General features: G+C 63.9%; 20 protein-coding genes and 1 riboswitch. Of the genes, 16 read left to right on the forward strand and 4 right to left on the reverse strand.

What is annotated here, in order from left to right; genetic code table 11:
- Positions 1–79: 79 nt before the first annotated feature.
- From lpxO to LOY26_RS17110, 3 genes are all read left to right on the forward strand, one after another.
- Complete coding sequence (lpxO, locus tag LOY26_RS17100) at positions 80–979, forward strand: lipid A hydroxylase LpxO (RefSeq protein WP_033698934.1); 900 nt, start codon at positions 80–82, stop codon at positions 977–979.
- A 212-nt stretch (positions 980–1,191) separates the two neighbouring features.
- Complete coding sequence (locus tag LOY26_RS17105; RefSeq protein ID WP_033698936.1) at positions 1,192–1,536, forward strand: carboxymuconolactone decarboxylase family protein; 345 nt, start codon at positions 1,192–1,194, stop codon at positions 1,534–1,536.
- A 76-nt stretch (positions 1,537–1,612) separates the two neighbouring features.
- The gene (locus LOY26_RS17110) at positions 1,613–2,182 is read left to right on the forward strand and encodes a GNAT family N-acetyltransferase (RefSeq protein ID WP_186654880.1); all 570 of its coding nucleotides are present in this window, start codon (positions 1,613–1,615) and stop codon (positions 2,180–2,182) included.
- Between the two features lie 69 nt (positions 2,183–2,251).
- Here LOY26_RS17110 and LOY26_RS17115 read toward each other — a convergent pair whose 3' ends face one another.
- Positions 2,252–2,998 carry a porin family protein gene (locus tag LOY26_RS17115; RefSeq protein ID WP_258713915.1) on the reverse strand — a complete coding sequence of 249 codons (747 nt, stop codon included), beginning with the start codon at positions 2,996–2,998 and terminating at the stop codon, positions 2,252–2,254.
- Positions 2,999–3,255: 257 nt separating this feature from the next.
- Between LOY26_RS17115 and LOY26_RS17120 the strand changes: the two genes are divergently transcribed.
- From LOY26_RS17120 to LOY26_RS17145, 6 genes are all read left to right on the forward strand, one after another.
- Entirely contained in the window at positions 3,256–4,422 is a 1,167-nt protein-coding gene (locus tag LOY26_RS17120) for a DUF1624 domain-containing protein (RefSeq protein ID WP_258713916.1), read from the forward strand.
- A 28-nt stretch (positions 4,423–4,450) separates the two neighbouring features.
- A riboswitch (cobalamin riboswitch) is annotated at positions 4,451–4,644 on the forward strand.
- Between the two features lie 127 nt (positions 4,645–4,771).
- On the forward strand, positions 4,772–5,779 hold the full coding sequence (locus tag LOY26_RS17125) for an ABC transporter substrate-binding protein (protein ID WP_047581045.1): 1,008 nt from the start codon (positions 4,772–4,774) through the stop codon (positions 5,777–5,779).
- Positions 5,779–6,795 carry an iron ABC transporter permease gene (locus tag LOY26_RS17130; RefSeq protein ID WP_033698945.1) on the forward strand — a complete coding sequence of 339 codons (1,017 nt, stop codon included), beginning with the start codon at positions 5,779–5,781 and terminating at the stop codon, positions 6,793–6,795. The genes LOY26_RS17125 and LOY26_RS17130 overlap by 1 nt, the downstream gene beginning before the upstream one ends.
- A complete protein-coding gene (locus LOY26_RS17135) occupies positions 6,792–7,580 on the forward strand; it encodes an ABC transporter ATP-binding protein (protein ID WP_258713917.1) in 789 nt (262 codons plus the stop codon). The genes LOY26_RS17130 and LOY26_RS17135 overlap by 4 nt, the downstream gene beginning before the upstream one ends.
- 17 nt (positions 7,581–7,597) lie before the next feature.
- Positions 7,598–8,032, forward strand: coding sequence for a pseudoazurin (locus LOY26_RS17140; protein WP_186654897.1), 435 nt, complete (start codon positions 7,598–7,600; stop codon positions 8,030–8,032).
- Positions 8,029–9,366 carry an OprD family porin gene (locus LOY26_RS17145; protein ID WP_186654900.1) on the forward strand — a complete coding sequence of 446 codons (1,338 nt, stop codon included), beginning with the start codon at positions 8,029–8,031 and terminating at the stop codon, positions 9,364–9,366. Before LOY26_RS17140 ends, LOY26_RS17145 begins: the two co-directional genes overlap by 4 nt.
- Before the next feature lie 24 nt (positions 9,367–9,390).
- Here LOY26_RS17145 and LOY26_RS17150 read toward each other — a convergent pair whose 3' ends face one another.
- Together LOY26_RS17150 and LOY26_RS17155 are read right to left on the reverse strand one after the other, a co-directional pair.
- Entirely contained in the window at positions 9,391–9,714 is a 324-nt protein-coding gene (locus LOY26_RS17150; RefSeq protein ID WP_033698953.1) for a hypothetical protein, read from the reverse strand.
- Positions 9,715–9,846: 132 nt separating this feature from the next.
- Positions 9,847–10,344, reverse strand: coding sequence for a GNAT family N-acetyltransferase (locus LOY26_RS17155; protein WP_186663161.1), 498 nt, complete (start codon positions 10,342–10,344; stop codon positions 9,847–9,849).
- 130 nt (positions 10,345–10,474) lie between these two features.
- Here LOY26_RS17155 and LOY26_RS17160 point away from each other — a divergent pair, with 130 nt between their 5' ends.
- The 7 genes from LOY26_RS17160 (at position 10,475) to LOY26_RS17190 (ending at position 18,754) form a co-directional block, all read left to right on the forward strand.
- A complete protein-coding gene (locus LOY26_RS17160; protein WP_186654908.1) occupies positions 10,475–10,960 on the forward strand; it encodes a hypothetical protein in 486 nt (161 codons plus the stop codon).
- An 87-nt stretch (positions 10,961–11,047) separates the two neighbouring features.
- Positions 11,048–12,625 carry a diguanylate cyclase gene (locus LOY26_RS17165; protein ID WP_186663162.1) on the forward strand — a complete coding sequence of 526 codons (1,578 nt, stop codon included), beginning with the start codon at positions 11,048–11,050 and terminating at the stop codon, positions 12,623–12,625.
- A gap of 122 nt (positions 12,626–12,747) precedes the next feature.
- Positions 12,748–13,524, forward strand: a complete 777-nt coding sequence (locus LOY26_RS17170; protein ID WP_033698961.1) for a ParA family protein — start codon at positions 12,748–12,750, stop codon at positions 13,522–13,524.
- A gap of 125 nt (positions 13,525–13,649) precedes the next feature.
- Positions 13,650–14,057 (forward strand): DUF2946 domain-containing protein, encoded by a 408-nt coding sequence (locus LOY26_RS17175; protein ID WP_258713918.1) that lies wholly within the window; start codon positions 13,650–13,652, stop codon positions 14,055–14,057.
- A gap of 68 nt (positions 14,058–14,125) precedes the next feature.
- Complete coding sequence (locus LOY26_RS17180) at positions 14,126–16,276, forward strand: TonB-dependent siderophore receptor (RefSeq protein ID WP_258713919.1); 2,151 nt, start codon at positions 14,126–14,128, stop codon at positions 16,274–16,276.
- A gap of 117 nt (positions 16,277–16,393) precedes the next feature.
- Entirely contained in the window at positions 16,394–17,161 is a 768-nt protein-coding gene (locus LOY26_RS17185; RefSeq protein ID WP_186654924.1) for a hypothetical protein, read from the forward strand.
- A gap of 255 nt (positions 17,162–17,416) precedes the next feature.
- Complete coding sequence (locus tag LOY26_RS17190) at positions 17,417–18,754, forward strand: MFS transporter (protein WP_258713920.1); 1,338 nt, start codon at positions 17,417–17,419, stop codon at positions 18,752–18,754.
- 32 nt (positions 18,755–18,786) lie between these two features.
- Here the strand turns inward: LOY26_RS17190 and LOY26_RS17195 are convergent, their stop codons facing one another.
- A complete protein-coding gene (locus LOY26_RS17195) occupies positions 18,787–21,933 on the reverse strand; it encodes a CusA/CzcA family heavy metal efflux RND transporter (protein WP_258713921.1) in 3,147 nt (1,048 codons plus the stop codon).
- Positions 21,934–21,949: the final 16 nt, after the last annotated feature.

The raw sequence follows: 21,949 nt of genomic DNA on the forward strand, positions 1-21,949 counted from the left end.
GTACAAACTGCCCCCATGATTGTTTATGCTGGCGAGCTTATGCCATGGCGCATGGCCATTTTTCGACAAGTAAACGTCCATGAAAATTGCACTCGTACTCCTTTTCGTTCTCTCGATCGCCTATGTTCACCTGCGCGGTCGGGTTCGTCACAAGCTGACTCGCCAACTGGGCGACCACTCCAGCTTCCTGGCGCCGGTCAACAGCTTCCTTTACCTGTTTTCCAAGCACCCGGCCAAACCTTACCTGCCGGTCGAGGCCTTCCCTGAACTGCAACCGCTGCAGGATCACTGGCAGGAAATCCGTGCCGAGGCTCAGCAGTTGCTGCACGTGGGCGAAATCAAGAAGTCCGAGAATTATGACGACGTGGGCTTCAACTCGTTCTTCAAGACCGGCTGGAAGCGCTTCTACCTGAAGTGGTACGGCGAAAGCCACCCGTCTGCCATGGCCCTGTGCCCGCGTACCACCGAGTTGCTGCAAGGTATCGGCACGGTCAAGGCGGCGATGTTCGCCACCCTGCCACCGGGCGCCAAGCTGGTGCGCCACCGCGACCCGTATGCCGGGTCCTACCGCTACCACCTGGGCCTGGACACGCCGAACGACGACGGCTGCTACATCGATGTGGACGGCGAGAAGTATTCGTGGCGCGACGGTGAGGGGGTGATCTTCGATGAAACCTACATCCACTACGCCGCCAACACCACCGAGCACAACCGCATCATTCTGTTCTGCGATGTCGAGCGCCCGCTCAAGTACCGCTGGGCAACCGCATTCAACCGATGGTTCAGCCGCAACGTCATGGCTGCCGCTGCCGCGCCCAACGATGCCAACGACAAGACCGGCGGCATCAACCGGCTGTTCACCCGCATCTACAAGATCCGCGAGCGCGGCAAGGCGCTGAAAAAGCGCAACCGCATGCGCTACTACCTGGAGAAGTGGGCGGTGGTGGCAGCGCTGGTACTGGTGTTTATCTACATCTGACGCTTCGCCGTGGGTGCTGTCATTGTAGGAGCGGCCTTGCGTCGCGAACGGGCTGCGTAGCGGCCCCTGGGTACTTGCGTGACGCTGAAATACAGGGGCCGCTACGCAGCCCGTTCGCGACGCAAGGCCGCTCCTACACAGACAGCACACAGGCATCCCTAACATCGACTAGCCTGAAAGCTCCACTCGCAACCCTTCCCAAGGTGAAGACGATGAGCATGATGGACTGGGACGCCTACCGTAAGCAGTTGATGGCCGGCATCGGCGACCTCAAGCAGTTGTCCCCCGACACCGTGGCCGGCTACATGACCGCCAGCGGTGCGGGCGCCAAGACCAACCACCTGGACGCCAAGACCCGTGAGCTGATCTCCCTGGCAGTGGCCGTGACCACCCGCTGCGACGGCTGTATCGCCGTGCACTCGCAACAAGCGGTGAAACACGGCGCCAGCCGTGAAGAGATCGCCGAGGCCCTCGGTGTGGCCGTGGCGATGAATGCCGGGGCCGCACTGGTCTACTCGGCCCGCGCCATGGATGCAGTGGGCAAGGCCACCGGCTGAGCCCACGCGGCGCATCGCCCTTGCGCGATGGCGCCGCGCCACCCAGACTTGGCGGCCAGCCATTGCAGGATCCACCATGAGCCACATCCGCCCCATGACGCTTGAGGACTTCGAGCGCTTCTGGCCCACCTTCCAGGCCATTGTCCAGGCCCGCGAAACCTACGCCTTCGACCCCGCCTTGAGCGTCGAACAGGCCCGGCACTTGTGGCTGGAGCTACCCCTGCATACGTGGGTGCTTGAGGACGCCGGTGAGCTGCTGGGCTCGTACTACCTCAAAGCCAATGCCGCCGGCCCCGGTGCCCATGTGGGCAACTGTGGCTACATGGTGTGCGAGGCCGCACGCGGCCGTGGCGTGGCCCGTGCTATGTGCGAGCATTCGCAGAAGCTGGCGCGTCAGGAAGGGTTTCTTGCGTTGCAGTTCAATTCGGTCGTGGCCAGCAACGAAGTGGCCGTGGCGCTGTGGCACAAGCTTGGCTTCGACACCGTCGGCCGCCTGCCCAAGGCATTCCGCCACGCCCGCCTGGGCCTGGTGGATTGCCTGGTGATGTACAAGTGGCTGGCGGATGAGCCCGTGGTGGAAAAACCCGCCTTGCTGATCGGGCGCAAGAATATCGAGGCCCGGGTGTCGCGGCGGCGCGGGCGTTAATCGCCAACCCCGGGGTAGGAGCACGCTTGCGCGGCTCCTACACGTACCACGGCGTTGGCCAATCGCGGCTTAGAACGCCAAGCCGACCTTGAAACCAAACTCGTCACGCTTGAGCTTGGTGTTGTCCGCCACGGGCGAGTCGCCATCGAGCTTGTATTCAGTGCGGGTGTAGTAGACCCCGGCCTGCACCGGCATGCCGCCCTGCTGGTTCATCAGCAGCGTTACCTCGGCATAAGGGTTGGTGCGGTCCTTGAGGTCCACGCTGTCACTGCCAAAATCATCCACCTTCAGGCGCGCCCGGCCATCGAGGGTATGCCGTGCCCCCACTTCCACGCGCAGGGTCGAGGCGTCGAACTGGTGGTTGTAGCCCAGCGCGGCCTTGGCGAAGGGCGATTTGACCGTGAGCTTGGTATCCAGGTCGTTGATTTCGGGCTCGAAGCGCGACCAGCTGTAACCACCGCCCACGGTCACGTCGACGAAGTTGCGGGCATCCAGCGCCGCACGCCAGCCGAGGTCGAGATCGGCCTGGGCTTCCTTGAGTTTGTTGTCGTTCTTCTTGCCGTACTTGGCCTCGGCGCCGACCTGATAGATGAAGCCGGATTCGGCGGTCATCTTGTTGCCGAAGGTAGCGAACACACCGCCCTGGCCCAGGTGTTCCTTGTCGGTTTCGCTGCCCCCTTCGAACTTGAAGTTGTCGTAGGCACCCAGCAGGCCGAAGGTGAACAGAGGGTCGGTGCTGGGCGCGGCGGTGGCCGCCAGGGGCGATGCCATAAGGGCAAGCAGGCAGGTGTGACGCAGCAGATGACGAGCGGACATGCGTGGAGTCTCCATGACTTGTGAATAAATGATGAACGATCGGTTCGAGACACACGCTGTCGAGAAAGTTCGAAAAGAAATCAGTTAGAACGCGCAATGCCATGTTTTTAAAAGGTATTTCTGGGGCGCCAAAAATTGACGCGCAAGGTAGTTGGTGGGGTGTATGCCTGAATTCCTAAACCGTCATTGCCGGAAACCCGAATAAAGATATAAGATAACATTTCATAACAACACTTCATTCCTACCAGCGACCCCTCATGACCAGCGCCAGCGCAACCCCCACTCTCCTCACCCAGCGCCTGCAGAGCATCGATGCCCTGCGCGGCCTGGTGATCCTGTTCATGCTCCTGGACCACGTCCGCGAGACCTTTTTCCTCCATCGCCAGGTCAGCGACCCGATGGCCATCGACGCCACCGACCCATCGCTGTTCTTCAGCCGCACCCTGGCCCACCTGTGTGCGCCGGTGTTCGTCCTGCTGACTGGCTTGTCGGCCTGGTTGTATGGCGAGAAGTATCAGGGCCGCAGCGACGTCTGCGCCTTCCTGTTCAAACGCGGGCTATTTCTGGTGGTGCTGGAGTTCACCTTGGTCAACTTCGCCTGGACCTTCCAGCTGCCCCCGAGCGTGGTCTACCTGCAGGTGATCTGGGCTATCGGCGTGAGCATGATCGCGCTGTCGCTGCTGGTGTGGTTGCCACGTGCGGCGCTGATCGCCCTGGGTGCAATCATCGTCGGCGGCCACAACCTGCTCGACCACCTGCACTTCGGCGCAGAGTCGGCCATGCACGTGCCGTGGGCGATCCTGCATGATCGCGGCTGGCTGGCGTTTTCCGACAACCTGCGCCTGCGCACCTCGTACCCTGTGCTGCCCTGGATCGGCGTGATCGCCCTGGGCTACGGCCTCGGCCCCTGGTTCGCCCGCAACAGCGATGCAGGTCAACGCCAACACCGGCTGTTGCTGGCCGGGGCGATCGCGCTGCTCGGCTTTATCGTGCTGCGCATGCTCAACGGCTATGGCGAAGCCCCCTGGAGCGGGTACCCGACGTTGACGCAGACACTGATGAGCTTCTTCAACATCACCAAGTACCCGCCCAGCTTGCTGTTCCTCGCCCTCACCCTGGGCTGCGGCCTGCTGCTGTTGCGCGGCTTCGAGCGCGTCGGCCAGGCGCGCTGGATCAGCGCCCTTGCGGTGTACGGCGCAGCACCGATGTTTTTCTACCTGCTGCACCTGTATGTGCTGAAGCTGTTGTACCTGGCCTGCGTCGCCCTGTTCGGTCACAACCAGGGTGATTATTTCGGCTTCGACGGCATCACCGCGGTGTGGCTGAGTGCCGCGTTGCTGGCCGTGTCGCTGTACCTGCCGGTACGCGGGTTCGCCCGTATGAAGGCGCGGCGGCGTGACATCACCTGGCTGAAGTACTTCTGAAAAGCGTTTTCACCCGGTTGCCTGATGGTCTACCATGCGGGCCGCCGGTTTCCACCACGGAATCAATAGGGAATCCCAGGCCCGTCACCGGGCCAAACGGAACTGCCCCCGCAACTGTAGGTGCCGAGCCTGCTCCATCAATGCCACTGGATCAATCCGGGAAGGCTGGAGCCGGGCCATGACGCACCAGTCAGGAGACCTGCCGGCGAAAATCCACCAACCGGCGGGGTGTCCGGGATGGCCATCTCCACCCGTTTGCGGGTGCTGCCCCCTGCCCTGCGCAAGGGGCATTGGCGATGCCTGTCCGTGCGTTCATGCCGTGAACCATTCGATAGGAGATCGCCCCACCATGCTGCCCCGTATTGCCGCCCTGATCGCTGGCCTCGGCCTCACTGGCCTGGCCCAGGCTGCCACCCACTACCCGCTCACGGTCGACAACTGCGGCATGCCACAGACCTTCGCCCACGCCCCCGAGCGTGCGGTCACCATCGGCCAGGCCGGCACCGAAATCCTCTATGCACTGGGCCTGGGCCACACGCTGGCCGGCACGTCGCTGTGGTTCAACAACGTGCTGCCCGAGTTCAAGGCCATGAACGACAAGGTCGAGCGCCTGGCCGACAACGACCCGAGCTTCGAGGCTGTGGTGGGCAAGCGTCCGCAGCTGGTGGCGGTGCAATTCGAGTGGATGGTCGGCGCTCAAGGCGTGGTGGGTACCCGCGAACAGTTCGACGAGTTGAAGATCCCGACCTACCTGTTGCCCTCGGACTGCGAAGGCAAGGACAACCTGGTGGGTGCCGATGGCACCCGCCTGCAGGCATTCCAGGTCGACAGCATCTATAAAAGCGTCAGCCAGCTGGCGGAGATCTTCGACGTGCAAGACCGCGGTGCGACGTTGAACGCCGACCTCAAGGGCCGCCTGGACAGCGCCACGGCGCAACTGGCCGGCAAGGACCTGTCCAACACCTCGGCACTATTCTGGTTCTCCAGCGCCGACCTGGATATCGACCCCTATGTGGCTGGCCGCCAAGGCGTCGCCGACTTCATGCTGCGCACCCTGGGCGTACGCAACGTGGTCGAGTCCACCGAAGAATGGCCGACCGTGGGCTGGGAAACCCTGGCCAAGGCCAACCCGACCTGGCTGATCATCGCCCGCATGGACCGCCGCCGCTTCCCCGCAGACGACTACCAGAAAAAACTCGAGTTCCTGCACAACGACCCGGTAACCCGCAACATGGACGCGGTGAAGCACGACCGCATCATCGTCCTTGACGCCGACGCCATGCAGGCCGGCATCCGCCTGTTCCGAGGCCTGCAGACCCTGTCTGCGGCGTTCGCCAGCGGTAAAGCGGCACAGTGATGAGCCGCTTGTTGCCTTACAGCGTCCTGGCCTTGGCAGCCCTGTGCGCCGCGCTGCTGGCCGGTACCGCGATCGGCGAGAGCGACCTGGCGCCGAACGTGGTCTACCAGGTGCTGGCCAATCACCTGTGGCAGGCCGGTTACCCGGTCGACCCGATCGACGCCGGGATCGTCTGGAACTACCGCCTGACCCGCACCCTGGTGGCGGCCGCCTGCGGCGCCGGGCTGGCCACGTGCGGGGTGATCCTGCAGGCGCTGCTGCGCAACCCGCTGGCCGAACCCTACCTGCTGGGGTTGTCCGCTGGCGCCTCGACCGGCGCGGTGCTGGTCGGCCTACTGGGACTGGGCAGCGTGGCCCTGAGCATGTCAGGCGGTGCCTTCATCGGCGCGCTGGCGGCTTTCACGCTGGTGCTGGTGCTAGCCCGCGCTGCCGGGCCGAGCAACAACAATGCTCAGGTGATCCTTGCCGGCATTGCCGGCTCGCAGCTGTTCACCGCCCTTACCGCCTTTCTCATCACCAAGTCGGCCACCGCCGAGCAAGCACGCGGCATTCTGTTCTGGCTGCTGGGCAACCTCAGCGGCGTGCGCTGGCCGTCGGTGTGGCTGGCATTGCCGGTGGCGCTGTTCGGGCTGGTGGTGTGCCTGTGGCATCGCCGCGCACTGGATGCCTTTACCTTCGGCACCGATTCGGCGGCATCCCTGGGGATCCCGGTGCGGCGTACCCAATTGCTGTTGATCAGTTGCGCCGCGCTGGTGACCGCAGTGATGGTGTCCATCGTCGGCGCCATCGGCTTTGTCGGGCTGGTAATTCCCCACGCCCTGCGCCTGCTGCTCGGCCCCGGGCATAGCCGCCTGCTGCCGGCCAGCGCACTGGGTGGAGCATTGTTTCTGATCACTGCGGATATCCTGTCGCGCACGCTGATCCCAGGCCAGGTGATCCCGGTGGGCGTGGTCACCGCGCTGATCGGCGCTCCGGTGTTCGCGCTGATACTGGTCAGCCGACGGGGGCGCCCATGACCGTCATGGCCAACCTGCAGATCGCCCCGCTTGCCTGCCAGGGCCTGGGCTTGCAGCTGGGCGGCAGGAGCGTGCTGCGCGACATCGACCTGGCCGCTATCCAGGGCGAAACGCTGGCCATCGTCGGCCCTAACGGCTCTGGCAAATCGTCCCTGCTAAAACTGCTGGCGGGCTTGCGCAAGCCTGGCAGTGGCCGTGTCGACCTGCTGGGTGAGCCCCTGGCGCAGCTGCCACGCCGGCGCATTGCCCAGGCCCTGGCACTGGTCGAGCAGCAGGCGGACACAGCTGATGCGATCAGCGTATACGACGCGGTTGCCCTGGGCCGTACCCCCTGGCTGTCGGCCCTGGCGCCGTTCGCCAGCCAGGACCGTGCCATCGTCGAGCAGGCCTTGGCCGACCTTGACGCCCTGCACCTGCGCACGCGCCTGTGGCATTCGCTTTCAGGTGGCGAACGCCAGCGTGTGCACATTGCCCGCGCCCTGGCCCAACGCCCGCAGGTGCTATTGCTCGACGAGCCAACCAACCACCTGGACATCCAGCACCAGTTGAGCCTGCTGCAACAGGTCCAGGCGCTGTCGGTCACCACCCTGGTGGCCCTGCACGACCTCAACCAGGCGCTGACCTGCGACCGCGTCGCGGTGCTCGACCAAGGCCGCCTGGTCGCCCTCGGCAAGCCGTTCGACGTGCTCACCCCCGAGCGCCTGCTGAGTACCTTCGGCGTGCGCGCCCACTACCTCACCGACCCCTTCGACGGCGCGCGCATTCTGCGTTTTCGCGCCCCCTGAACCAGGAAGTTCCCACCATGCTGTTGCGCCCTGTCGCCCTGCTGCTCGCCAGTACCCTGTTTGCCCCTGCCGTGCTGGCAGAGGTGCACGAAGTGAAGATGCTCAACCGTGGCACGCAGGGTGCGATGGTCTACGAGCCCGATCACCTGCACATCGCAACCGGTGACACGGTGCGCTTTCTACCGACCATGAGTGGGCATAACGCTGCCAGCGTGCCAGGGTTGCTGCCACAGGGGGCGCAGGCGTTCAAGAGCAAACTGAACCAGCCTTACGAGCACCAGTTCAGCGTGCCGGGCGTGTACGGCATCCAGTGCATTCCGCACTTGGCGATGGGTATGGTGATGGTCATTCAGGTGGGTGACGCGGCGCCTGCCGAATTGCCTGCCAACCTACCTGCACGGGCGCAAGCCCGCTTTGCTGCGCAACTGCAGAAGCTGGGGGCTGGGCAATGAAGCGCCTGTTGTTGGCGCTTCCACTGGTGGGGCTTACTCCTTTCGCGACGGCTGACTCTGCCCAGTCCAACAGCAAGGGCTTCATTGAAGACGGCAGTTGGAGCCTGCTTAATCGCAGCGTATTCGACCAGCGCGATTACCGGCACGGCGGGCGCAACAGCAGTGGCCGCAATGCCTACAAGCCCCGAAGCGAACGCAGCGGCAAGGCTGAGGAATGGGCTTACGGGCTGATGGGCACGTTCCAGTCCGGCTTCACCCAGGGCCTGGTTGGCGTCGGTGTCGATGCCCATGCCTACCTGGGCGTACAGCTCGACAGTGGCGGTGGCCGTGTCGGCAAGGCGCGTCTGCTGGGTGTCGACAACGATGGGCACCCAAAAAACGAATACAGCCGAGCGGGCGCTGCGCTGAAGGTGCGGGTGTCAAACACGGTGCTGTCCTACGGCGAGCAGCGGGTAAAGACCCCGGTGTTCAGTTCGTCCGACAGCCGTTTGCTGCCCGAGACCGCCACCGGCTTTTTCCTCAACAGTAGCGAGATCGACACGCTCCGGCTGGTCGCCGGCCACTTCAACGAAAGCACCGACCGCAACGCCTCAAGCCATGATCAGGGGTTCGTGGTGAACTACTCCAATGGCCGCCAGGGCAATAGCTTCGACCTGGCCGGCGTGGTCTGGAACCCCGGCGCGGCCTTCAACGCCAGCCTGTATACCTCACGTTACGAGGACAGCTGGAACCAGCACTACCTGGGCAGCACCCTCACCCACGCCTTGGACGAGCGCCGCAGCCTGAGCCTGGACCTCAACCTGTACCGCACCACCGACACCGGCAAGGCGCTGTCCGGGCGCATCGACAACACCACCTGGAGCCTGGTCTCGCGTTACAACCAGGGGCCGCACGGTTTCAGCCTGGGCTGGCAGCAGGTGGACGGCAATACGCCTTTCGACTATGTGACGCGCGGCGCGATCTTCATTGCCAACGCCGTGCAGATGTCGGACTTCAACGCGCCAAACGAGAAATCATGGCAGGCGCGGTATGACCTGAACATGGGCGCCTACGGGGTGCCGGGTTTGAACCTGACGGCGCTGTATGTGCGCGGGTTCGATATCGATGGCACGCATGTCGACCCCGCTGGCGGCTATGCGTACCTGGGCTACGGCAAGGGCGGCAAGCATTGGGAGCGCGACCTTGAGGCGCGGTACGTGGTGCAAAGTGGCAAGGCCAAGGGCACCACGTTCTCGATTCGCCATAATGCACACCGGGGCAACACGGCGCAGGCGGAGCTCGACGGTGATCAGATTCGCCTGGCAGTCGAGTGGCCGCTGGGGGGCGGGTTCTGACACGCCCTGAAGCAGGTCCCAGGGTCAAGGTGCCGCAGCGGATTGCGCCTGCAACCCCCACTCGGCCTTTTCCTGCGCCGTCATCGACACAAGCACTTCGGCAAACGTCTGGCCCAACTCTGCGCTGACATTGCCGAATGCCTTGTAGTTGGTCAGCAGGTAGCGCTTCACGGTCCTGGGCCAACGCCCTTCCTTGTGCGCCGTATTGATGATGCCCTTGGCGTCGTGGCGCGTGGCGCCCCGCCACAAGTCCATCAGCCTGTTTTCGAAGTGGCCGAATGACCATAGGTCCCTACGGTCTTCGAATTCATCGAGCAGTTTGAGCTTGTACAAGGCCATGTGTGGCATCGGCGATTCTCCCGCTTGTGCATGGTTCGAGCTGTGAGCGGGAAGGTAAGCAAGCTGGCGTGCTTTTGAAATGAACGCGTTGAGCACAGCAGAACGCCAGCTGTAGGGGGTTTCTGAACGGTTACGCGCAGCTCATGCCAGTTGCAATTGCATATGGGTGGTTTGCCACACCGGGTCCTGCTCCACATCGATCACCGCGAACCCTTGGCGCTGCCAGAACGTAATCGCTCCCGGCAGAAACGGGTGCGTGTGCAGGTACAGGCACTCGACGCCCGCCTGCTCGGCCGCCTGGCGCAACGCGGCGAACAACGCCGCGGCCAGCCCATGTCGGCGATACGCCGGCAAGACGAACAGGCGCACCACCTCGACCACGTGCATGCGCTGATACGCAAGCTGGGCAAAGCGATGGTCATAGGGGACATAGCCAATCACCGCCACCAGCCGGCCCTGATCGCGGGCTTCGAGGAACACGCCTTCGCCGTCCAGGTAGGTCTCGGCAAAACGAGCCAGGTCATGGGGCAACGGTGCAGCGGCGAGCAGGGGGAAGAGCTCGCGGCGGGCGCTGTCGACGAAAGCCACGACTTCGTCGATGGCTGCCTGCGGGACGGCTTGGATGATCCAGTTCGGCATGGGGGCAAAGGCTTTGGGAGTGAGGGCAAAGGTTCTACCGCAGCGGGCCGCCCCTGGCAAATTCAGGGGTCGTCGCGGTCTGGCCGACCTCGCTATAATCCGAGGTCTTGACCGCCCACCAGGCCATTCCATGCCCCGCTTCCAGACGTTGCTGCTGCCACTGCTACTGACCGCGGCCCTCGCCGCCTGCGACCAGAAACCCTCTCGCGAACAACAGATACTGGCGCAACTGCCACTGCAGGACGCCTATGAGCACAACATCGACCGCATGGCGGCGCTGCTGTCACGCCGCTACCCGCAAGTGCCTGAAGCGAGCATCCGGGATGTCCTGCGCAAGCACCTGACGGTCGACGACCAGCGCCAGGACTTGTTCAAGCTCTACAGCGAGAAGAACTTCAGCGACGCCGAATTCGCCAGCATCGTCGAAGCCATGCAGGACCCGGCCAAGGCCCGCGCCATGGAAGACACCGAGGCTGGCAAACGCCTGAGCGAGAAGCTGACCGCCCTGATGCGCGAAACCGCCCGTGACGCGAAGGTACAGGCACTGGTCGAGCAGCGCATGCAAGATGTCGAGAATGAGCTGGATGCACTGGCAAAGGAAAAGTCAGGTTCCTGATCGACGTTGCACGCGGCTGCGGCGACAATAGCCCACTACACCTATAAAAAGCAGGGTTACTCCCTTTTCGTACCAGCGAGGTCAGGATTGACACACACCAAGCATGGATTGCGCCTGGATCTACGCTCGCTCATTCTGGTTCTTTGCGCCCTGACCGCCTTGGTCATGCTCTGCGCCAGTTATTTCGCCAGCTATCGAGTTCAGCGCCAGTTGCTGATCGACCACGCCCTGGAGGCCAACCGGGTGTACGCAGCAAAACTGGCCTCGATCACTGAGACCTTCATCGCCAGCGCCTTGCGGCAGTTGGCGTTCAGCGCCGGGGTACAAGCCAACCAATTGGCCGATGCCGACGCCCTGCAGGCAGAAACCGATCGCGTGTTGCACCAAGGCATGGCCTTCAACTCGACCTTCGTGGTCGATGCCCAAGGCATCCTGCGGGCCATATCCCCTGCTACATTGCGCCACTACCTGAACACCAAGGTGCAGTCACCCGGTGTTCAGGAAGCCTTGCATGAGCGCAGGGCGCTGGTTTCGACACCCTACCTGTCAGCCGCCAACAACCTGGTGGTGGCACTGTCGCAACCCATCTTCGATAGCAATGGCCGCTACCTGGGGTACGTCGGCGGCAGCCTGTACCTGCGCGAGCGCAACATCCTCAACAGCCTGCTGGGCGAGCACTTCTACAAGGATGGCTCGTACCTCTATGTGGTCGACCGCAATCGCCGCCTGCTCTATCACCCGGACAGCCAGCGAGTAGGCACGGTGGTGGAAGGCAACGCGCTGATCGATCAACTGGCGACACTGGACAGCGGTACCCGCCAGCTTACCAACAGCCAGGGCGTGCCCATGCTGGCAGGCTTCGCCACGGTGCCGAGCGCTCGCTGGGGGGTGGTGGCGCAGCAACCGCTGGAACAGACCGTGGCACCGCTGAGCCGCCTTGTGCTCAACGTGGTGGGCACCTCCGCGCCGCTGGCACTGGTCGGCAGCCTGGTGCTGTGGTGGCTGGCAATGACCATCGCCCGGCCACTCTGGCAACTGGCGGCCGGGGCCAGGTCGATGGACCGCGCGGGCACCGCCGAGCGCCTGCATCGGGTGCCGGCCTGGTACTTCGAGGCGGCCGAACTCAAACGTGCGCTGCTATTCGGGCTCAACCTGCTGCAAGAGCGCATCGGCCGGCTGAACCGCGATGCCCAGACCGACCCGCTGACCGGGCTGGGCAACCGCCGCAGCCTGGATTTCAGCCTGTCGCTGCTGGAGGCCGAAGGGCGGGCATTTTCGGCCATCGTGCTGGATATCGACCACTTCAAGCGGGTCAATGATGGGCATGGGCATGAGGTCGGCGACCAGGTGCTGCAGCGGCTAGCCGAGCTCATGCGGCGTTGTTGCCGCGAAGGCGACCTGCTGTGTCGCACCGGCGGCGAGGAGTTTCTCATGCTGCTGCCGGGGGCCAGCCTGGAGGTTGCCGCAGCGGTGGCGCAGCGGCTGCGGGCGGCGGTGCAGGATACGCCGGTGGAACCGGTGGGGGCAGTAACCGTGTCGCTGGGCGTGGCGCATTGGCCTGGCCATGCAGGCAGCGAGCCTGGCGATGCATTGAGCAAGGCAGACCGGGCGCTTTACAGCGCAAAACAACAGGGGCGCAATCGGGTGTGCGTCGAGGGTTTATAGCGCTGAACCCATACAGCCCGCTCGCCCCCTGAGTTGTTACAAGCCTTGTCATAAAACTGTCGTGTTTCAGTCATAGGATTGACCCCAACCTGACATTTTCACTCTTCATGGATGAGCGTCTCATGCGTCGTGTGGTTTTCAATCAGAAAGGTGGCGTGGGCAAATCAAGCATTGCCTGCAACCTGGCGGCCGCCAGTGCCGCTGAAGGCTATCGCACCTTGCTCGTCGACCTCGACCCGCAGGCCAATGCCACCTACTACCTGACCGGGCTGGTCAATGACGCCATCCCCTCGGGCATTGCCGATTTCTTCCGCCAGACGTTGTCCCCCGCCACCGCGCACGGCAAGAAGCACCGCGTGGCCATCACCGAGACCCGCTACAGCAACTTGCACCTGATCACCGCCAGCCCTGACCTTACCGACCTGCAAAGCAAGCTGGAGAGCAAGTTCAAGATCAACAAGCTGCGCAAGCTGCTGGTGGAACTGGCCGAAGACTACGAGCGGATCTATATCGACACGCCACCGGCGCTGAACTTTTACACCTTCAGCGCGCTGGTGGCTGCCGAACGCCTGCTGATCCCGTTCGATTGCGACAGCTTCTCGCGCCAGGCGCTGCACAGCGTCATGGCCGAGGTGGAAGAACTGCGTCAGGACCATAACCCGACGCTGCAGGTGGAAGGGATTGTCGTCAACCAGTTCGCCGGGCGCACTGCACTGCATCAGACCCTGGTCGATCAATTGCGGGGGGAAGGCGTGCCGGTGCTGCCGGTGTACTTGAGCAGCTCTATCAAGATGCGCGAGTCGCATCAGGTGTCGGTGCCGTTGGTGCATCTGGCGCCGCGGCACAAGTTGACGCTGGAATTTGCCGACCTGCTGGATGTGCTGGAGCGGGCGGCTTGAGCGGACCTGGAACACACCCTACCTCGTTGCTTTAGTAGAGGACAGTGTGGGCAATTGCCTACAGACCCAGCATTTTGGGTGATCAGGGCTACCCGATCACTCATCCGGGTGATAGATTCGCCGCCATGAAAACCACCCGGCAGACCCGCACGCTGACCGCATGGACGCTCTATGCCAGCGTCCTGTTCAGCCTGTTGCTGTGCGGCCTGCACCACGGCCAGATGGGCGGCCTGCGCCTGGCTGGCCTGGAAGGTGGTTTCTGCTCGATCAGCACTGAGCATGGCCCGGCCATCGACCTGGATCACGCCGGTGGTGACCAGCACATGGCCCAGCTCGACTGCCCGGTATGCTCCTCGTTCGGCCTGGCAGTACCGCTTGCCCACACCAGCTGGGCGTTCATGCCCACCCAGGCCGGGGCCAACTCACCCATCGTCGTGCGCAGCTGGGCCCAACCGCCGCCACGCTACCTACGCCCCGCCCTCAACCCCCGCGCCTCCCCCGCTGTGCTTCACGCCGCCCTTCAGTTCGCCTGACCTCGACCCGGCGCGCCTCAGTGCGCGCGGGTGGTCAGCCATGACCTTTGCGTGGAAGACACGACAACATGATCCGCAATACCTCCCTGGTGCTCCTCATGGGCACTTGCACTTTCGCCTGGGCCGAAACCGCCCCGCTCGAACTCAACGCCACCACCATCGATGGCGAACGCGACACCCCCTCCGGCGTGCAACTGGACGAGCCGATCCGCACCGGCTCGCGCCTGGGCCTCAGCGCGCGGGAAACCCCCGCGTCGGTCAGCGTCTCGGACCGCCGCCTGATCGAGGCGCGCGACGCCAAGGACAGCCAGGACGTGATCAACGCCATGACTGGCGTCAACGCCTCGGCCAACCCAGGTTACGGCGGCTTCGTCGCCTACCGGGGTTTCACCCAGAACCAGGTTACCCAGCTCTACAACGGCATCAACCTGGGCTACAGCAGTGCCACCCGGCCCGTGGATGCCTGGGTGCTCGACCGGGTCGAGCTGATTGGCGGGCCGTCATCCTTCCTGCACGGCGCAGGTGCCGTGGGCGGCTCGATCAACTACATCACCAAGCTTGCCAGCCGTGACCAGCAGACCCTCGACGGGCGCGTACGCTATGGCAGTTACGATGACTCGGAGGTGGCCTTCGGCATCAATCAGGCACTGGCCAGCAACCCCGCCGATGCCCGCCACTTCATGCGCCTGGATTTCAGCCGGGGCCAGGGCAATGGCTACATCGACCGCAACCAGCGACACAGCGACAGCCTGGCATTCTCGCTGCTCAGCGACCTGGCGCCCAACCTGACCCACACCCTGGCGCTGGAGTATCAGGAAGACCGCGAGGACAGCCCCTACTGGGGCTCGCAGATCCTGCCCGGGCGCAGCACGATGAAAATCGACAAAAGCCGCCGCTTTGAAAACTACAACGTCGCTGACGGTCGCTACGAACAGCGGGTACGCTGGCTGCGCTCGATCCTCGACTACCAGCTCAGCGACAGCACCAGCGTGCAAAATACGCTGTACCACTACAATGCCCAGCGCGACTACCGCAACGTCGAACGCTACAGCTACACCCCTGATGGCAAGGTGCAGCGCAGCAGCCCCTACCTGCAAAGCCACGACCAGAACCTGCTGGGCGATCGCATCGAGTTGCGCCATGACAACACGCTGTTCGGCTTCGCCAGCCAGTGGTCGCTGGGGCTGGAGTACTCGCGCATGCGCCAGACCCTCTACCCGACGTCGAGCAGTTGGAGCGACGTCGTCGACGCCGACCATTTCGACCCCGGCAGTTTCGACGATATCCCAGGGGTAAATGCCGGGCTGACCAAACAGCGCCGCCACGAAGTCACCAACCGCGCGGTGTTCGCCGAAAACCGCCTGCAACTGACCGATCGCCTGGCTTTGCTGACTGCCCTGCGCTACGACTACCTGGACATGCAAGTGACCAACTATGGCGCGGTCTCGCCGACTTCGCCGGCGTTCTTCGAGCGCCGCTGGGAGCCGCTTTCCGGGCGCATCGGCCTGACCTACGCGCTGACCCCCACCGCCAGCGTATACGCCCAGTACAGCAGCTCTGCGGATTTGCCGGCCGGTTCGCTGGCGGCGGCGACCTATTCCAACGTGGGCTTGTTCGACTTGTCCAAAGGCGAGCAATGGGAAGTCGGCAGCAAGTTCGACTTCCTCGACGGCCGCGCCGCCGCCACCCTGGCGCTGTACCAGATCGTGCGCAAGGACTTTGCCGTGCGCGACTCCAACGATGCCAACCTGACGGTGCAGGCCGGCCAGCAGACCTCGCGCGGTGTCGAGCTGTCCGGGCGGTTGCAGGTCACGCCCAAGCTGCTAGCCGAGGCCAACTACGCCTACGTCGATGCGCAGTACGATGCGTTCAACGAAGCAGTCAACGGGGTATCGGTATCGCGCAAGGGCAATGCCCCGGTCAATGTCCCGGCCAACGTCGGCAACCTGTGGCTGACCTACAGCTTCACCCAGGCGTGGTCGGCAGGGGTCGATGGGCGCTACGTGGGCTCGGTCTATGCCGACAACGCCAACACCCTCAAGGCACCGGCCTACACACTGTTCGGCGCTTTCGCGCGCTACCGGCTGGATGAGTACACTACGGTCACCGGGCGGGTGCGCAACATGACCGACGAGGTGTATGCCAAGCAGGCCTACAGCAGCCAGTACTACATGGGTGCCCCGCGCACCTTCGAGCTGGCGCTGGATATGCGCTTCTGACCAACCGGCTCTGGCGCGGGGGTTACCTCGCGACAGGGCCGCCAGTGATAAGCTTCCACCTTCATGATCAGCCGGCTCACGAAGACACCCGGCTACCGCTTCAGCAAGGACGTTCACGTGTACAAGACACTGCCCCCCGCGCTTCTCGGCGCGGCCCTGATTACCCTGATTGGCTGCCAATCGTCCCCTTCCGCCGACCGACCGGCAGACGTCGATCCGCAAGCCCTGAAAACGTTCACCGTCAACACGCAGCAAGCCTTGCAGCGGAGCATCGCCCTGGCCCCAACCGGCGAGCAGATGGGCGCCGTTACGCTAAAGGTCACCTTCGACCGGCAAAGCGCGCCGGTCGCCTGCAAGGCCGAAAAAGCCCCGTTCAAGTATGGCGCGCTGCTGCCTGCCGATGTAACGCCCACCGACCATCAGGCGCTGGCGAACCTGGTCGAAGCCCTGTGCTGGAAGACCATCTACCCCGTCGTGCCGGCGGCGTTGTACAACGACGATGAAACCGTCGAAGTGCGGGCGCCGATCATCGTCCAGCTACCTCGCGCGGTTCAGGCCCCCGGCACCGCCCGCTACCGGGCCATTGCCCAACGCGAGTACTTCTGGCAACAACTGCTGCGCGATCTGCCGGTCACCAGCATCGGCAAGGCCTCGGTGTTCTACCAGGCCAACGCACAAGGCAAGGTCGACGGCTGCCTGGTGCAGCTTTCCCCCAACCCGCTGCGCGAGGACGCCTTCCGCCTGGACGGCAACCTGCAGGCGCAACTCAACAGCCGTTGCATGAAGCTCGACCTGAGCAAGATGCCAGGCTTCAGCAGCAACGAGCAGGGCAAGGCCGAAGGCTACAGCGAAGTCGACTATGCCCCGTGGATGGTGGGTTTGTAGGAGCGGCCTTGCGTCGCGAAAGGGTCGCGCAGCGGCCCCAGGTTGTGTGGCGCAGCAAAAATCGCCGGGGCCGCTTCGCAGCCCTTTCGCGACGCAAGGCCGCTCCTACAGAACGGTTGAAACAGGTATCCCGATGTCGCCCTCGACGAAGCACCCGCAGGCGCTCGCCGCTCTACTGGACAGCACAACAATGATGACGCGGCCCGACCGTGTCACGTTCATTCAGGCTGCCAATGGAAACCGGAGAGCATCCGCATGTCCACACCTCATGAGGTATCCCCCGCCACCCTGCGCCGGGTGATCGCCGCCTCGGCCATCGGCAACTTCGTCGAGTGGTTCGACTTCGCCGTCTATGGCTTTCTCGCAACCCTTATCGCCAGCCAGTTCTTCGCCAGTGAAGATGCCAGCGTGGCCTTGCTCAAGACCTTCGCCGTGTTTGCCGTGGCGTTTGCCCTGCGCCCGCTGGGCGGGATCGTGTTCGGCGCGCTGGGCGACCGCCTTGGGCGCAAGCGCATTCTGTCGTTGACCATCTTGTTGATGGCCGGCTCCACCACCTTGATCGGTTTGCTGCCGACCTATGCCAGCATTGGCCTGGCGGCCCCTGTCCTGCTAACCCTGGCCCGTTGCCTGCAAGGCTTCTCGGCAGGCGGCGAGTATGCCGGTGCCTGCGCCTACCTGATGGAACATGCGCCAAACGACAAGCGCGCGTTCTACGGCAGCTTCGTGCCGGTCTCGACCTTTTCCGCCTTTGCTTGCGCGGCGGTGATCGCCTATGGCCTGGAAGCAAGCCTGACGGCCGAGGCCATGAGCAGCTGGGGCTGGCGCGTGCCATTCCTGATCGCCGCCCCGCTGGGGTTGGTGGGCCTGTACCTGCGCTGGCGCATGGAGGAAACCCCGGCGTTCCGCGAAGCCGTGGCACAGGGCAAAGAACATGAGCATTCACCGCTCAAGGAGACCCTGCGCAACCATGGCCGGGCCATCCGCAACCTGGGGGCGTTCATCTCGCTGACGGCGCTGTCGTTCTATATGTTCACCACCTACTTTGCCACCTACCTGCAGCTGGTCGGCAACCTGACCCGCGCCCAGTCGCTGCTGGTAACCACCGTGGCCTTGCTGTTCGCCGCCGTCGGCTGCCCGCTGGCTGGGGCGTTTTCCGACCGGGTGGGGCGGCGCAAGACCATTGGCTTTACCTGCCTGTGGGTGATGATCTGCGTGTTCCCTGCGTATTGGCTGGCCAGTTCCGGTTCGCTGTTCGGGGCGCTGCTGGGGGTGATTCTGCTGGCGGTGGGTGCGTTGTGCAGTGGCGTGGTGACCGCGGCATTACTGTCGGAAAGCTTCCCGACGCGGACCCGCTACACCGCCTCGGCGATCACCTACAACGTCGCGTATACGCTGTTTGGCGGCACTGCGCCATTGGTCGCTACCTGGTTGATCGGGCAGACCGGCAGCAGCCTGGCACCGGCATTCTACCTGGTGGTGATTGCACTGGTGGCGCTGGTGGGCGGGTTGGCGCTGCCGGAGACGTCGCGGATTTCTCTGCATGATGAGGCAGGCGTCGACGGCGTGCAGGTTACAGCGCGTAGTAACGTTTGAGCGTATGGGGCCGCCTTGCGGCCCCGGCATTCTCAGCCTTCTTGCTCCTCATCGCGCCGATACGCCCACTGGTACAACGCCGGCAGCACCAGTAACGTCAACGCCGTCGACGACAGGATCCCGCCAATCACCACGGTCGCCAGCGGCCGCTGCACTTCTGCTCCGGTCCCGGTCGCCAACGCCATCGGAATGAACCCCAGCGATGCCACCAGCGCGGTCATCAGCACCGGCCGCAAGCGCGTCAGCGCGCCCTCTTCGACCGCCGTGCGCAAGGGACGCCCTTCCTCGCGCAGGCTGCGGATAAAGGCGATCATCACCAGGCCATTGAGCACCGCCACCCCCGACAGGGCGATAAAGCCCACCCCGGCCGAAATGGACATCGGGATATCCCGCAGCCACAACGCCAGTACCCCCCCGGTCAAGGCAAACGGGATACCGGTGAACACCAGCAAGCCATCCTTGAGGTTGTTGAACATCATCAGCAGCAGCGCCAGCACCAGCAGCAAGGCCACCGGCACCACCACCTGCAGACGCTCGGCCGCCGACTGCAACTGCTCGAACTGGCCACCCCAGCGCGTCCAGTAACCGGGCGGGATCTGTACCTGCTCGATCAGGGCTTGTTCGGCCTGGCGCACAAACGATCCAAGGTCGCGCCCGCGCACGTTGGCACTGACCACCACCACGCGCTTGCCATCCTCACGGCTGACCTGGTTCGGCCCCAACTGCAGGTTCAGTGACGCCACCTGCGACAGCGGGATGAAGCCGATCTGGGCAGCACCGGCTGCGCTGCTGGCCGGTACCGGAATCAACAGGCCAGAAAGCCCGTCGACATCGGTGCGCAAGGCCTCGGACAGCCGCACCACCATGTCGAAACGCCGGTCGCCCTCATACAACGTGCCGGCCGTGCGCCCGCCCACGGCAATGGCGATGGCGTCCTGCACGTCGCCCACGTTCAGGCCATACCGGGCAGCCTTGTCGCGGTCGATGTCAATGGTCAGCACCGGCAAGCCCGTGGTCTGCTCGACCTTCACCTCAGAAGCACCTGGTACGTTCTGCAGGCTGCTGGCGACCGCTGCGGCGGTACGGTTAAGCACGTCCATGTCATCGCCGAAGATCTTCACCGCCACATCACTGCGCACGCCCGAAATCAGTTCGTTGAAGCGCAACTGGATCGGTTGCGACAACTCGTAGTTGCTGCCCGGCACACTGGCGGCGGCGCGCTGCACCTCGGCAATCAATGCTTCACGCGATTTACCCGGGTCAGCCCATTGCGCATGCGGGCGCAACATGACGTAGGCATCGGAGATGTTCGGCGGCATCGGGTCGGAGGCGATTTCGGCGGTACCGGTACGGGCAAACACGCGCTCCACCTCCGGGACCTGGGCAATGATCGCCCGTTCCAGGCGCTGCTGCATGTCCACCGACTGCGTCAGGCTGGTGCCTGGCACACGCAGGGCTTGCAGGGCGAAGTCGCCCTCGCTGAGGCTGGGGATGAACTCGCTGCCCATGCGGCTGGCCATCACCCCGGACAACAGCACCAGCACCGCCGCCGCACTGAACGCCAGCTTGCGGCGGCCCAGTACCCAGCCCAGCACCGGTGCATAGCGCTGGCGCGCGGTGCGCATGACCAGGCCTTCTTCTTCCTTGACCTTGCCGGTCACGAACAGCGCAATTGCTGCGGGCACGAAGGTCACCGAAAGGATCATCGCGCCCAATAGGGCAATGACCACGGTGAAGGCCATAGGGTGGAACATCTTGCCTTCGACCCCGGTTAGGGCAAAGATCGGCAGGTACACCACCATGATGATCAACTGCCCGTAGATCAGCGGGCGGCGTGCTTCACGGGCGGCGGCGAACACCTCGTGGAAGCGCTCGGCACGGGTCAGCATGCGGCCATGGCGTTGCTGCGCGTGGGCCAGCCGGCGAATGGCGTTTTCGACGATCACTACCGCGCCATCGACGATGATGCCGAAGTCCAGCGCGCCAAGGCTCATGAGGTTGGCGCTGACCTTGTTGCTGAACATGCCGGTGAAGGTGAACAGCATCGACAACGGGATGACCATGGCGGTAATCAGCGCGGCGCGGATGTTGCCCAGGAACAGAAACAACACGGCGATGACCAGGATCGCGCCTTCGATGAGGTTTTTCTTCACCGTGGCGATGGCTTTTTCGACCAGGTTGGTACGGTCGTACACGGTGACCGCAACCACCCCCTTGGGCAGGTTGCGGTTGATCTCGACCAATTTGGCCGCAACCGCCTGGGAGACCGTGCGGCTGTTCTCGCCGATCAGCATGAACACCGTGCCCAATACCACCTCCCGGCCATTTTCGGTCGCCGCCCCGGCGCGTAGCTCTTGGCCGAGGCCAACCTGGGCGACATGGCTGACGCGTATGGGGGTGCCATCGACGCTGGAAATAACGATGTTGGCGATGTCTTCGGCGGAGTCCACCTGGCCCGGTGCGCGAATCAGCAACTGCTCGCCATTGCGCTCGATATACCCAGCACCGACGTTGGCATTGTTGCGCTCCAGCGCCGCGATCAGGTCATTGAGGGTGAGCTTGTAGGCGGCCAGGCGCTTGAGCTCGGGCGCGATCAGGTACTGCTTGGCATGGCCACCGATGCTGTTGACCTCGGCCACCCCGGGCACGTTGCGCAACTGCGGCTTGATGATCCAGTCCTGGATGACGCGCAGATCGGTCTGGGTGTAGGGCGTACCGTCGTCCTTGAGCGCGCCCTCCTCGGCCTCGACGGTCCACAGGAAGATCTCCCCCAATCCGGTGGAAATCGGCCCCATGCCCGCCTCGATGCCCTCGGGCAACTGCTCCCGCGCCACTTGCAGGCGCTCATTGACCAGTTGCCGGGCGAAGAACAGGTCGGTGTCGTCAGCGAAGATCACCGTGACCTGGGACAAACCCGAACGTGACAACGAACGGGTCTGCTTCAGGCCAGGCAGGCCGGCCATGGCCGCCTCGATGGCGAAAGTGATGCGCTGCTCGGTCTCAAGCGGTGAGTAGCCGGGCGCGGCGGTATTGATCTGCACCTGGACGTTGGTGATGTCCGGGACTGCATCGATCGGCAGTTGCTGGTAGCTGTGAATACCCACTGCGGCCATCAACAGCACGGCAAGCATCACCACCAGGCGCTGCTCGATGGCGAATTGGATCAGACGTTCGAACATGGGTGCGTTCCCGGTT

The organism is Pseudomonas sp. B21-047, from assembly GCF_024748775.1.
Lineage (GTDB): Bacteria > Pseudomonadota > Gammaproteobacteria > Pseudomonadales > Pseudomonadaceae > Aquipseudomonas > Aquipseudomonas capeferrum.